The following is a 12,502-nucleotide window of genomic DNA, read 5'->3' as shown; positions in this document are numbered from 1 at the left end:
CAAGCACATTCGCAAAGCTCGCAGCCTCACGGCGCTCCCGGCTGGATCGAACAGGCTCGGGCGTCGGTCTGAGGCGCGAAAATTGTGCACAAAATTAATATCGTGCATTAAGGGTTGATCCTGATGAAGGCGCTATTCCCACATTCTTTTTTTATGCATAAAATTCTTCCCATGCACAATATCGATGAGATCAAGAAAGAGTCGACCTTGGTGGAGCAAGCCTTTTCCAGGTTGCGTCACGGTGTGCTGACCGGCGAATTTCCCGCCGGCGCCAAGCTCAAGATCGACGAACTCCAGAAAACCTACGGGTTTTCGAGCAGCCCGTTGCGCGAGGCGCTGAGCCGCCTTGCACAGGAAGGGCTCATACGCGCCGACGAACGCCGCGGCTTTCGCGTGGCCCCGATTTCGCTCGAGGATCTCGCCGACATCACGCACATGCGCTTGATGATCGAGGTCCCGGCGTTGCGGGAATCCGTCGTGCGGGGCGACGATGCCTGGGAAGCGGCGGTCGTTGCGTGCTATCACCGGCTCGAACGCATCGAGGCCCGCCTGAGCGACGGGCCGGTCGCGCTCGACGATGAATGGGCGGGCCTGCATCGCGCCTTCCACCTCTCTCTGCTGGCAGCCTGTCCCTCCGAACGGCAGCGGGTCTGGAGCGCCAGCCTGTTCGACCAGGCCGAGCGCTATCGGCGGTACTCCGCGCGCTTTCGCGAGGCCAAGCGCCGCAAGTCGAACGAACACCGCAAGATCATGGACATCGCATTGCGCCGCGATGTCGAGACCGTCTGCGCATTGCTGGAAGAACACATCCTGAGCACGCAGCGCAATGTCCAGGCGGCGTTCAAACGCATCCAGGGTGCTTGAACGGCAGCCTGCAGAGGCAGTGATCGAATCATTCATCCGATTGGAGAAGCCCATGCTCAAGGTCCAGCGACCGACTCCGTCACACTTCGGCATCTTCGTCACGGATCTCGAGAAAATGGTCGCGTTCTACACCGAGACCTTCGATCTCACGATCACCGATCGCGGCGTGGGCCGCACCTTCAAGAATCAGCTGGTCTTTACCAGCGCCAGTCCCGACCAGCACCATCAATTGGTATTGGCTTCGGGCCGCCCGCCGGAAGCGACCTTCAGCACGGTCATGCAGATTTCGTTCGCGGTACCGAGCATCCAGCACCTGCGCGACGTTGCGCATCGCGCCCAGGCGCGCGGCGCGACCGAACTGAAGGGACTGAACCATGGCAATGCGCTGTCGGTGTACATGCGCGACCCGGAAGGCAACACGGTCGAGATCTACGTGGACACGCCCTTCTATGTGGCGCAGCCCCATGGCGACCCGCTCGACCTGAGCCAGGACGACGAGACGATCATGCGCGAAACCGAGGCCATCTGCCGCCGGGATCCCACGTTCATGCCGCTGGCCGAATGGCAGGCCAGGTTCCTCGCCAGGTCGGAGTTCGCGACGCCGGCCGACCCGTCTGACCCCCATTGATTTTCTTCCGCTGGAGACCTCATGAAACTGCTGTCATTCATCCATCAGGGCCGCGAGACCTGGGGCGCCGTCGTCGGTGACGGCGTGGTCGACCTGGGCAAGGCCCGTCCGCACCAGGCCACGCTGGCCGACTACATCGCTTCCGGCGACTACAAGCAGGCTGCGCAGCATGTCGCTGGCCTGGATACGGCGGCCAAGCTGTCGGACATTACTTATCTGCCCGTGATCACCAAACCGGAAAAGATCATTTGCGCGGTCCGCAACTACATGGACCATCACCAGGAAGTGCTGGCGGCCGGCATGCAGCGCGATCTGTCGGAAGAACCGCCCATCTTCCTGCGCGTCTGGCGCTCGCAGACCGCGCACAACGCGCCCATCGTGCGTCCGCGCGTGTCGGATTCGCTCGATTGGGAAGGCGAGCTCGCCGTCATCATAGGCGCAGGAGGCCGCGATATTCCCGAGTCCAAGGCGTTCGATCACGTAGCCGGGTACGCCTGCTACAACGATGGCAGCGTGCGCGAATGGCAGTTCCACGCCAAGCAGATCGCGTCGGGGAAAAACTTCGAATCCACAGGCGGTTTCGGCCCCTGGATGGTGACCGCAGACGAAATCGAACCGGGACGCCAGCTCAAGCTCGAGACCCGCTTGAACGGCGAGGTAATGCAGTCCAGCCATACGGGACACATGATCTTCAGCATCCAGAAGCTGATCAATTATGCGTCGACCATCTTCACGCTGACGCCCGGCGACGTGATCGTCACCGGCACGCCGGCCGGAGTGGGCTGGAGCCGCAAGCCGCCGCGTTTCATGAAACCGGGCGACGTGTGCGAGGTCGAGATCGAGGCAGTGGGGATTCTCGCCAATCCCATCGTGCAGCAAAGCTGAACCCGTAGTTCCCATCCGGCCCACGGCGGCCGGATGGCGAGCGGCCGCCCGAGCCGTCGTTCACCAAACTGGAATGGAGACAACGATTATGCGACGCAAGATCCTACTTGCTGCAGGCGCGGCCCTGGCCGTCGTTTGCTTGCCCGCGAAGTCCGAGCAGTTCCCGGATCGGCCCATCAAGATCTACCAGGGGTTTGCGGCGGGCGGCAATGCCGACGCCATCGCCCGTGTGGTCGGCACCGAGATGGCCAAGACCCTTGGCCAGCCCTTCGTCGTCGAAGCGCAGGCCGGGGCGGGCGGAACCATCGCGGCGACGACCGTGGCCCGCGCCAGGCCTGACGGCTACACGCTGCTGCTGGCAACCGGTGGCCATGCCGTAGCGGGCGCGCTCTACTCCAAGCTCAACTACCAGACCGTCGATGACTTTCAGATGGTCTCGACGCTGACCTTCTTTCCGTTTCTGCTGGTGGTGCGCGCCGACTCATCCTACCAAAGCCTGGCAGACGTACTGAAAGCGGCGCGCGCCGATCCGAGCGCGATCTCGTATGGCACGGCCGGCATCGGATCCACGCATCATCTGGCGGGAGAACTGCTCGTCAAGATGTCGAAGGCGAGCATGCTGCACGTGCCGTACCGCGGCGATGCCGCGTCGCTCACCGCGCTGCTCAGCGGCGATGTGCCGCTCGTCATCGCGCCGCCCACCGCGGTCATGGCCAACATCAAGGCGGGCAAGCTGCGGGCGCTGGCGGTCAGCGGCGCGCAGCGCTGGAGCCTGATGCCCGAGGTGCCGACCATCGCCGAGCAAGGCGTGCCCGGTTACGATGTCACGTCATGGGCCGGTTTGATGGCGCCCGCCGGCACGCCCCACGCGGTGGTGAACCGGCTGCGCGAGGCCGCGCTCAAGGCCCTCCAGGTGCCTGAAGTGCGCGCCCGCCTGGCCGACATGGGCGGCGAAGTCCGCGGCAGCACGCCGGAAGAAATGACGTCGATGGTGAGCGCCGAACTCAAGAAATGGGTAGCCATCGTCAACGAAGCCAACATTCCCAAGCAGTGAGCCAACCATGTCCCTGATCGAAATCCGCAAGCGCAGTCTCACCATCGAGACCATCTACCACGAGGGCGGGCCCGCGCCCGCCCAGCCGCTGAAGATGGCGGCGTCGTGCGCGGTGATCCGCAATCCCTATGCGGGACGCTATGAACCCGACCTGATGCCCTTCATGGCCGAGCTGCGCTCGTTGGGCACGCTGCTGGCCCGGGAACTGGTCGATACGCTGGGCCGTGACGAGGTGGAGGTCTACAGCAAGGCAGCCATCGTCGGCGTCAACGGCGAAGTGGAGCATGGCGCTGTCTGGCACGAAGCGGGCGGCTGGGCCATGCGCGAGGTGCTGGGCGAACCGAAGGCGATGGTTCCCGCCTCCAAGGCCGTCGCCTCAGCGGGATATCGCCTGATGGTGCCGCTGCACTACATTCATGCGTCGTACGTACGCAGCCACTACAACAGCATGGAGATAGGCATCCAGGACGCCCCGCGCCCCAACGAGATCCTGTTCGCGCTGATGATGGGAACCGGCGGCCGCATTCATGCGCGCGTGGGCGGCCTGACCAAGGATCAGGTATCGGTTCATGACGGGCAGCGCTGAATGAACGCCGCGATCCCAGCGCTGATGCGCGCAGTTCAGGTCCGCGTGCCGGGCGGCCCCGATGCGCTCGATCTCGTAGAACTGCCGGTGCCGGCTTGCGGTCCGGGAGAGGTGCTCGTGCGCGCCGCCGTCATAGGCGCGGGGGGTCCCGACGTACTCATCCGCAAGGGCATCTACAAATGGATGCCGCCGCTGCCGGCCATACCCGGCAACGAGATGAGCGGCAGGATCGCGGCCGTAGGCAAGGGTGTGGACCCCGGGCGGATCGGCCAACGGGTGCTGGTGAGCTCCCGCGAGTTGCCCGCGCGCGGCGGATGCTATGCGCAGTACATCGCCATTCCCGAGCAGGCTCCCTTTGCATTGCCCGACGGCGTCAGCGATACCGATGCGGTCAGCCTGGGCAATCTGCAGTTGGCGCAAGCCATGCTACTGCACAGCAACGGCGGCCTGCCGGTGCGTTCCATTCTCGTGCCGGGCGCTGCGGGCGGCGTGGCGACCGCACTGGTACAACTGGCCGCGCATCACGGCATGACGATCATCGGCACCGCCTCGACACCCGCCAAGCAGGCCCATGCACTGGCTTACGGCGTCACGACGCTGGTGGACGCCGAGCCGGCGGGCTTGCCGCAGCGGGTCATGGCGGCCACAGGCGGGCGCGGCGTCGACCTGGCCTTCGACCACGTCGGCGGGGAACTGTTCATTGCCTGCATCCGTTCGCTCGCGCCGCTCGGTACCGCGATTTCATACAACATCGCGAGCGGACCGCCGGCAGGCGACGTCTTCATGGAGCTGCGGGCGCACCTGAGCAAAAGCCTGGCCGTGCGGACTTTTTCCATTCATACTTTCGACGAGGATCGGGACCTGCGGCGGGCGCTGATGGAAAACGCCATCGCGCTGATGGCGCGGGGCGCGGTCAAGGCGCCCCCGACACAGGCCTTCCCGTTGTCCGAGGTACGCCAGGTGCACGAGATGCTGGATGCCGGCTCCACGCTGGGCAAGCTGGTACTGGTGGCGGAATAAGTGGCGCACCGGGGCCGACCAACGCATCACGGATGAAGCCGGCTTGGCCTGTAATCGCGAATCAAGGAGCCTGCCATGAGTGCCAGCCCCGTTTTATTCATCGGCCATGGCAGCCCGATGAATACCTTGGAAGAAAACCGCTACACGCGGGCCTGGCGCGAGATCGGCCTCGCCCTGCCAAGACCGCGGGCCGTGCTGGTGATCTCGGCGCATTGGTTCTTCGGAGCAACGGCCGTAACGGCGATGGCCAAGCCGCGAACCATCCATGATTTCTACGGCTTTCCGCAGAAATTGTTCGATGTCGACTATCCCGCGCCGGGAATGCCCGATCTGGCTGCGGAAGTGGTAGAGGCCGCCAAACCTCAATGGGTGGGCCTGGACCACGACCAATGGGGACTCGACCACGGCACCTGGAGCGTGCTTGCGCATATCTATCCGGACGCCGATGTGCCGGTCGTGCAGTTGTCGATCAATGCATTCAAGCCGCTGGAATACCATGTCGAACTCGCGGCAAGGCTAGCGCCTTTGCGCGATCGGGGCGTAATGATCATAGGCAGCGGCAATGTGGTGCACAACCTGAAGCGAGTTCAGAGGGATCAGCGGGAGGCCGCGTTTGACTGGGCCGAGCGGTTTGATGACGCCGTGGCCGACCAGATGTCCTCCGATCCCTCGGCAATCTTGAAATCGGTCGAGCATCCGGATTTCTCGAGGGCAGTCCCCACGCCGGAACACTTCATCCCGCTCCTGTATGTTGCAGGGCTTGCAGCCGCGGGCGAAGGCAAGGCAACCGCGTTCGCCCGCGGCTACACCATGGGGTCGATTTCGATGACGTGCTACGCGGCCGGCTGCGAAGCGTTTGCGAGCGGCGGCGCCCCGGCGCCAGCCATGCTTCCGGCGGGTGTGCCGCCCGAGCAGACCAATATATGACGAACGAGGGTATCGCTTGGCGTAGCGGGCTGACCGGCTGACATCGTCCAGGCCATCCCCGGCGCCATCGCAGCCGGGACGTCAGCGCTTGATTCCGTATGCGGACCTTTCTAGCCGGCGGGGTGCCTATAATCGCCTGGCAAGGAGGCCTATAGTAGCCGCCTGCGATCCATACTTCGTTGAATACGTCTCGAATGCCCCCGACTCCCTCCACTCCGCCGGCGCCCGCCATTCAGCTGGCCGCGCTGTTCAAATTGCGCCCTGCCGGCCGCCGGTGGCCTTTCGCGGCACGCGCCGCGCTGTGCATGGGCGTGCCGGTTCTGACGGGCTGGATCGCGGGCGACGTGTCCGCGGGGCTCATGGCCACCATCGGCGCCTTCACGTCGCTCTACGGCGGCGATCGCCCGTATCTGAACCGCGCCATCCATCTTGCCGTGGTCGCGGCATCCTTCGCCGCAGCGGTCATGCTCGGCGTCTGGGCGGCCGGAATGCCGGCGATGGTGGTGCCGACCATCGTCGTGATCGCCATGGTTTCGACCTTTCTGTGCAATGCGCTGCGCATCGGGCCGCCGGGAGCCTACATGTTCGCGCTTGCCTGCGCCGCGGGCACGGGCATGCCCATCAGCCATCTGACCGTTCCCCAGGTCGGCCTCCTGGTCTTCTCGGGCGGCGCGTTCGCCTGGCTGGCCCATATGGCCGGGGCGCTTGCCGGGCCCAGGGGGCCGGAAAGAACGGCGGTCGCAGCGGCGGCCCAGGCCATCGCGCGCTTTGTCGACACGGTCGGCAAACCCGGCGAGGACAGCGCCCGCCACGCCGCCGCGCTGGCCCTGCATCACGCCTGGACCTTGCTGGTGACCTACCAGCCCGCGCGGCCGCGCCCCAGCGGGGTACTGAGCCGCCTGCGCGCGCTCAATAGGGAATTGAACCTGCTTTTCGCGGGCATCCTGAACATTCCCGCCTCCGCCGGCGCCTCGCTCGCGGACGCCGCCGGCACGGCGCGGTCGATTGCGGTCCAGGCGAAAAATGCCCGGGCCCGGCAGGAGCCCACCGATCCCCGCCACGTTCCGCTCGGCCATCATGGCGTGCTGGAGTCGCTGTGGGAGAATCTGCGGCCGTGGTCGCCGGCCCTGCTGGCGGCCGCCCGCATCGGCGTCGCCACGGCCATCGCCGGCCTGATCGGCGCCGCGCTGGGGCTGGAGCGGGCCTACTGGACCATGGCGGCGGCCGTCCTGATGCTGCACCAGGGGCTCAACTGGATGCGCAGCCTGCAGCGCGGCATCGAAAGAATGAGCGGCACCCTCGTCGGCCTGGTGCTGGCGGGAGGGATTCTTGCCGTCCATCCCGAAGGGCCGTGGCTCGTCATGACGCTCATGCTTCTTCAATTCATCATCGAAATGGTCGTCATCCGCAACTATGCGCTGGCCGTCGTGTTCATCACGGCCGCCGCGCTGACCATCGCATCGGGCGGGCATCCGGTTCCGGACATCGGACACCTGCTGTGGGTGCGCGGCGTGGACACCTTCATCGGCTGCGCCGTCGGCCTCGCGATACTGGCATTGACGTCGCCTCGCTCAATAGCGGTGCGCATCCCCCAGGAACTCGTGAATACGCTGGCGGCGCTGAAGCGGGTCCTCGCCCATGCCGCCGCGGGCGAAGTCACCGCCAATGCCGCGCGGCGGGCGCGCCGCGACCTCCAGCACCGCACCATCGTCCTGCTGCAGGCCTATGACGCCAGCGTGGGAGCCACGCCGTGGCACCGCGATGCGGCGGAACGGTCATGGCCCACGGTGGTGGCGGCACAGCGCCTCGCCTACCGTGTTCTCTCCGTTTGCTGGTCGCTGGAGAATGCCGGCGCCGGCGCTCCCGCCATGGCCCGGACCCTGCTCGGCCCGGACGGCGAACAACGCGTAGGCCGCGCGCTGGCGGCGCTGTCCGGCGCGATCCGGGCAGGCGCCAAGCCCGAGCCGCTTTCCGATGTGCCGGAATTCCTCCGCACCGAATTGCAGAACCTGCACGATTCGCTGGTGTACGTCGGAGCGGGCGGCCCGGGCAAGCATGGCGCCGAAGGCGGAAAACCGGATCGGCCGCAGTAAGTAACCAGGCCAGCGCAGGCCGTCTCCCCCGGCCCCCCTTCCCGGCTCAACGCCCAGGATGCGGCGTGAGGCGCAGATACGGCCGCTCGGCGCGATACCCCTTGGGAAATTTCTCGCGGATTTCCGCTTCGTCCTGCACCGTGAGCGGGATGACGACCTCGTCGCCCGGCTGCCAGTTGCCCGGGGTGGCGATGCCGTAGGCATCGCTGGCCTGCAGCGCATCGACAGCGCGCAGGATTTCGTTGAAATTGCGGCCGATGCTGAGCGGATAGGTCAGCGTCAGGCGCAGCTTCTTCTGCGGGTCGATGATGAACACGGTGCGCACGGTCACGGTATTGGACTGGTTGGGATGGATCATGCCGTACAGCCCGGCCACCTTGCGGTCTTTGTCGGCGATGATGGGGAAGCCCACGACCGTGTTCTGCGTGGCTTCGATGTCCTTGATCCAGCCGCGGTGCGACTCGGCGTCGTCGACCGAAAGGGCGATCGCCTTGACGTTGCGCTGCTCGAATTCTTTCTGGAGCTTTCCGGTCAGCCCGAGTTCCGTGGTGCACACGGGGGTGTAGTCGGCCGGGTGCGAAAAGAGGATGACCCAGGAATCGCCCGCCCATTCATGGAAGCGGATCGGGCCGATGGACGAGTCCTGCTGGAAGTCGGGGGCGGTATCGCCCAGAAATAGGGTGCTCATCGATGTACTCCATCAAGTGATGCCCGTTGCCGGGCGGGTTGGCTGTGGATCGCGCCGTGCGCTCCCCTGTCCGTGTCCGTCGCTAGCCGGCCGGGACCGATTCGAGGTCCGCCCGTTCGGCGCGGCGCTCGTTGGGTGTGTTGAAGTCGGGCCCGTCCCGCACCGGCGTGACGTATCCGGCGCGGACGACGAAATCGCCCAGGTGTTCGTCCGGCTGCCGGTCCGCGGCGTAGTGGCCGAGCACTTCGTCCAGCGCAGCGACGATGCTGTCCTCGGGCGCGTTCTCGAGGTAGAGCCGCGCCAGCCGCTCGCCGTGGAACCCGCCGCCGAGATACAGGTTGTACCGGCCGATGGCTCTTCCGGTGAGCGCGATTTCTGCGATGTAGGGGCGCGAGCATCCGTTCGGGCAGCCGCTGATGCGCAGCGTGATCGGCGCCTGCGCCAGCCCGTAGCGGTCGAGCAGGGGCTCCAACCGATCCAGCAGTGCCGGCAGGTAGCGCTCGCTCTCCGCCATGGCCAGTCCACAGGTGGGCAAGGCCACGCATGCTATGGCGCTGCGCCGCAGCGCGCCGGCCTTTTGCCATTTGAGCAGGCCGTGCGATTCGAGCAGACGCTCGATGGCGGGCCGGTCGTCCGGCTCGATGCCGGAGATCACCAGGTTCTGGTTGGTAGTCAGGCGCAGCGTGCCGCGATGGACGCGCGCGATTGCCCGCAACCCATCGAGCCACGGCGCGTCGGCGCTGTTGGTCACGCGGCCGGCGGGAATGAGCAAGGTGACGTGCCAGCGCCCTTCTTCGTCGCGCTGCCACCCCGGGGCGTCGCCGTTGGTCGTGAACGCGTAGCGGCGCGGCGGTTTCAGCGCGTAGCCCAGGCGGCGCTCGATCTCGGCCTTGATCCAGTCCAGGCCGTGATCGTCGATGGTGTACTTGAAGCGCGCGTGGGCGCGGTTCTTCCGGTCGCCGTGGTCGCGCTGCACGCCCATGACCGCGTCGCAAACCGCGATGACCTGCTCTGGAGCGGCGAAGCCGATGACGTCGGCCAGGCGCGGCCAGGTGGTCGCGTCGCGGTCCGTGTTGCCCATGCCGCCGCCGATGGCGACGTTGAAGCCCAGCAGCTTTCCGTCCTTGACGATGGCGATGAAGCCCAGGTCCTGCGCATAGACGTCGATGTCATTGCACGGCGGAATGACGAAGCCGATCTTGAATTTGCGCGGCAGATAGGTATTGCCGTAGAACGGCTCTTCGGGTTCGGAGCCGGCGATGCGCGCCTCGCCGTACCAGATCTCGTGGTAGGCGCGCATCCTCGGAATGACGTGGTCGCTGGCCTGCCTGGCCAGGGCGTGGACCTGCCGGTGCAGGCCCGACAGCCCAGGGTTGACCGAGCACACCACGCCGCGCGCGTCGTCGCCGCAGGCCGCGATGGTGTCCAGCAGCACCTCGTGCAGGCCCTGCAGGGTCGATCGCAGCGCGTGCTTGAGAATCCAATGGAACTGGATCGTGCCGCGCGTGGTGATGCGCAGCGAATCGCCGCCGTGCGCCCGCGCCAGTTCGTCGAGCTTGAGCCATTGCGCCGCCGTGCAGACGCCGCCCGGCATGCGCACGCGCACCATGAACTGATAGGCGGGCTCCAGCTTCTGATGGCGGCGCTCGGCGCGCAGGTCGCGGTCGTCCTGCTGGTAGATGCCGTGGAACTTCATGAGCTTGGCGTCGCTCTCCGCGACCGCGCCCGTGATGCGGTCCATCAGGCTTTCGGCGATCGTGCCGCGCAACTGGTCGCTGCCGGCTTTCAGCCTTTCGTCGGCGCTCAGCTTTTCCAGCGGCTGGCTGATGTCGCGGCTGCGATCGGGGACGATGGGAATGGTGGTTCTGGGTTTCATACCGCTTTCAATAAACGTCTCGTTGATATCGGTGGGCTTGCTGCATGTCGCGCAGATAGGCGTGCGCATCGTCGATATCGCGGCCGCCATGCCGGACGACGATCTCGGCCAGGGTGCGGTGAACGTCCGGCGCCATCTGCGCGGCGTCGCCGCAGACGTACACGTGCGCGCCCTGCTCCAGCCAGTCGTAGACCTCGTACCCGCGCTCCTGGAGCCGATGCCAGACGTAAGTCTTCTCAGCTCCATGCGCGGCATCGCGCGAGAAGGCGACGTCCATGCGATCGAGCACGCCGTCCTTGAGCCAGCCCTGCCATTCCGTCTGGTAAAGAAAGTCGGTGCGGAAACGGCGCTCGCCGAAGAACAGCCATGAGCGGCCCGCAGCGCCGCGCGCTTCGCGCTCCTGGAGGAAGGCCCGGTAAGGCGCGACGCCCGTGCCCGCCCCGATCATCAGAATCGGCGCATCGTCGGCGGGCAGGCGAAAATGCAGCGAAGGCTGGACGTAGACCGGTATCTCGGCATCGGGCCGGCCATGCCCGGCCACGAAGCCGGACATCACGCCCTGGCGCGGCTCGCCGAACAGTTCATAGTCCACCTTGGCGATAGTGAGGTGGACTTCGCCGGGCAGCGCGGCGGCGCTCGACGCGATGGAATACAGGCGCGGCTGCAAAGGGCGCAGGGCCGCGATCAGCGCGGCCGCATCCACGCCTTTGACCGGGTACTTCCTCATCACGTCGATGATGTGATGGGTATGGGAAAAAGCCGCGCGTTCGTGTGCGTTGGCGGGTTGCGACAAATCCTTCAGTTGCTCCGATTCCGCAAGCCTGGCCCATTGCTCGAGAAAGCGCGGCGTGACGTTGACGATGTCCAGCTCGGCCGTCAGCGCCTGGCCGATGGCGAGATCCCGCCCTTTCAGCGCGACGGCGGCATCCCGCGGCACCCCGGCCTGGTCGAGCAAAGCCTGCACCAGCGCCGGGTCGTTGCGCGGCAGCAAGCCGAGCGCATCGCCGGGCTCGTGGCGCAATCCCGAACCTTCCAGCGACAACTCGACGTGGCGGACTTCTTTCGAAGAGCCGCGCCCCGTCAGCACGATGTTTTCCAGTACGCGCGCGCGAAAGGGGTTGCGCTTGTCGTGGGAGCCCGCCGGCGCCGCCGGACCCGGCCCGTCATACTGGGCCGGCCCGGAGACCGGCTGAGCCTGCCCGGCATCGGCATCCGGGCCCAGCTTCTCCAGCAAGGCGTCGATCCAGTTCGAAGCGGCATCCTCGTAATCGACGTCGCAATCGACACGCGGCAGCAGCGATTCGGCGCCCAATCCGGCCAGCCGTTCGTCCAGGCGCCGGCCGGCGGCGCAGAATTGCTCGTAGGTGGAGTCGCCGAGCGCCAGCACCGCATAGCGCGATCCTTCCAGGCGCGGAGCCTTGCGCCCCTCCAGGAACTCGAAGAATGACACCGCGGGCTGCGGCGGATCGCCGTCGCCGTAGGTGCTGGCGACGATCAGCAGATCCTGGGCTTCGCCCAGCTGCTTCGGCTTGAAATCGGCCATGTCGGCCAACTGGACGTCGAATCCCCGCTCGCCCAGCCGCTCGGCCAGGGTGCGCGCCACGGCGGCGCTGTTGCCGGTTTCGGTTCCGAACAACACCGTCATGCGCCTGGACTGGCCGGAGGCGCTCGCCGCCGGCACCGCCGCAGCGGCGGGATGCGCAGCCACGGGCGATGCTGCCGCAAGCAGACCCTGCCCCGGCTTGCGGCCGTGGACGACACCGGCCAGAAAGCCGCTGAGCCAGGAAAGCTGTTCGCCGTCCAGGGCATCGGTCAATGCCTGGACTTGGGCCCATTGCGCGTCGCTCAGCGCAGGCCCCTGAAATTTCGATGGATTCACAA

General features: G+C 66.3%; 11 protein-coding genes. 8 read left to right on the top strand and 3 right to left on the bottom strand.

Annotated elements, in window-relative coordinates; genetic code table 11:
- Nucleotides 1-153 precede the first annotated feature (153 nt).
- The 8 genes from PIGHUM_RS18965 (at nucleotide 154) to PIGHUM_RS18930 (ending at nucleotide 8,057) form a co-directional block, all read left to right on the top strand.
- The gene (locus PIGHUM_RS18965; RefSeq protein WP_124081366.1) at nucleotides 154-864 is read left to right on the top strand and encodes a GntR family transcriptional regulator; all 711 of its coding nucleotides are present in this window, start codon (nucleotides 154-156) and stop codon (nucleotides 862-864) included.
- Between the two features lie 52 nt (nucleotides 865-916).
- Nucleotides 917-1,492: a VOC family protein gene (locus PIGHUM_RS18960; RefSeq protein WP_124081280.1), complete on the top strand. Its 576-nt coding sequence runs from the start codon at nucleotides 917-919 to the stop codon at nucleotides 1,490-1,492.
- 21 nt (nucleotides 1,493-1,513) lie between these two features.
- Complete coding sequence (locus PIGHUM_RS18955; protein WP_124081279.1) at nucleotides 1,514-2,377, top strand: fumarylacetoacetate hydrolase family protein; 864 nt, start codon at nucleotides 1,514-1,516, stop codon at nucleotides 2,375-2,377.
- A gap of 88 nt (nucleotides 2,378-2,465) precedes the next feature.
- Nucleotides 2,466-3,431, top strand: a complete 966-nt coding sequence (locus tag PIGHUM_RS18950; protein WP_124081278.1) for a tripartite tricarboxylate transporter substrate binding protein — start codon at nucleotides 2,466-2,468, stop codon at nucleotides 3,429-3,431.
- Between the two features lie 7 nt (nucleotides 3,432-3,438).
- Nucleotides 3,439-4,017 carry an amino acid synthesis family protein gene (locus tag PIGHUM_RS18945; RefSeq protein WP_124081277.1) on the top strand — a complete coding sequence of 193 codons (579 nt, stop codon included), beginning with the start codon at nucleotides 3,439-3,441 and terminating at the stop codon, nucleotides 4,015-4,017.
- Nucleotides 4,018-5,037, top strand: a complete 1,020-nt coding sequence (locus tag PIGHUM_RS18940) for a zinc-dependent alcohol dehydrogenase family protein (RefSeq protein ID WP_246013339.1) — start codon at nucleotides 4,018-4,020, stop codon at nucleotides 5,035-5,037.
- A gap of 75 nt (nucleotides 5,038-5,112) precedes the next feature.
- Nucleotides 5,113-5,964 (top strand): 4,5-DOPA-extradiol-dioxygenase, encoded by an 852-nt coding sequence (gene ygiD / locus PIGHUM_RS18935; RefSeq protein WP_124081276.1) that lies wholly within the window; start codon nucleotides 5,113-5,115, stop codon nucleotides 5,962-5,964.
- Between the two features lie 194 nt (nucleotides 5,965-6,158).
- Complete coding sequence (locus tag PIGHUM_RS18930) at nucleotides 6,159-8,057, top strand: FUSC family protein (protein ID WP_124081275.1); 1,899 nt, start codon at nucleotides 6,159-6,161, stop codon at nucleotides 8,055-8,057.
- Between the two features lie 46 nt (nucleotides 8,058-8,103).
- Here the strand turns inward: PIGHUM_RS18930 and PIGHUM_RS18925 are convergent, their stop codons facing one another.
- From PIGHUM_RS18925 to PIGHUM_RS18915, 3 genes are all read right to left on the bottom strand, one after another.
- Nucleotides 8,104-8,745, bottom strand: coding sequence for a peroxiredoxin (locus PIGHUM_RS18925; RefSeq protein ID WP_124081274.1), 642 nt, complete (start codon nucleotides 8,743-8,745; stop codon nucleotides 8,104-8,106).
- An 82-nt stretch (nucleotides 8,746-8,827) separates the two neighbouring features.
- On the bottom strand, nucleotides 8,828-10,621 hold the full coding sequence (cysI, locus tag PIGHUM_RS18920) for an assimilatory sulfite reductase (NADPH) hemoprotein subunit (RefSeq protein WP_124081273.1): 1,794 nt from the start codon (nucleotides 10,619-10,621) through the stop codon (nucleotides 8,828-8,830).
- Nucleotides 10,622-10,628: 7 nt separating this feature from the next.
- On the bottom strand, nucleotides 10,629-12,500 hold the full coding sequence (locus PIGHUM_RS18915) for an assimilatory sulfite reductase (NADPH) flavoprotein subunit (RefSeq protein ID WP_124081272.1): 1,872 nt from the start codon (nucleotides 12,498-12,500) through the stop codon (nucleotides 10,629-10,631).
- Nucleotides 12,501-12,502: the final 2 nt, after the last annotated feature.

Source organism: Pigmentiphaga humi, assembly GCF_900606115.1.
Classification (GTDB): Bacteria; Pseudomonadota; Gammaproteobacteria; order Burkholderiales; family Burkholderiaceae_B; genus Pigmentiphaga; species Pigmentiphaga humi.
This window is presented reverse-complemented; position numbering and strand designations above follow the sequence as displayed.

Bases quoted from the DNA above. Each gene is read 5' to 3' on its own strand.
- PIGHUM_RS18960 (WP_124081280.1), top strand. From the start codon at position 917: ATGCTCAAGGTCCAGCGACCGACTCCGTCACACTTCGGCATCTTCGTC.
- ygiD (WP_124081276.1), top strand. From the start codon at position 5,113: ATGAGTGCCAGCCCCGTTTTATTCATCGGCCATGGCAGCCCGATGAAT.
- PIGHUM_RS18965 (WP_124081366.1), top strand. From the start codon at position 154: ATGCATAAAATTCTTCCCATGCACAATATCGATGAGATCAAGAAAGAG.
- PIGHUM_RS18940 (WP_246013339.1), top strand. From the start codon at position 4,018: ATGAACGCCGCGATCCCAGCGCTGATGCGCGCAGTTCAGGTCCGCGTG.
- PIGHUM_RS18930 (WP_124081275.1), top strand. From the start codon at position 6,159: ATGCCCCCGACTCCCTCCACTCCGCCGGCGCCCGCCATTCAGCTGGCC.
- PIGHUM_RS18955 (WP_124081279.1), top strand. From the start codon at position 1,514: ATGAAACTGCTGTCATTCATCCATCAGGGCCGCGAGACCTGGGGCGCC.
- PIGHUM_RS18925 (WP_124081274.1), bottom strand. From the start codon at position 8,745: ATGAGCACCCTATTTCTGGGCGATACCGCCCCCGACTTCCAGCAGGAC.
- PIGHUM_RS18945 (WP_124081277.1), top strand. From the start codon at position 3,439: ATGTCCCTGATCGAAATCCGCAAGCGCAGTCTCACCATCGAGACCATC.
- cysI (WP_124081273.1), bottom strand. From the start codon at position 10,621: ATGAAACCCAGAACCACCATTCCCATCGTCCCCGATCGCAGCCGCGAC.
- PIGHUM_RS18950 (WP_124081278.1), top strand. From the start codon at position 2,466: ATGCGACGCAAGATCCTACTTGCTGCAGGCGCGGCCCTGGCCGTCGTT.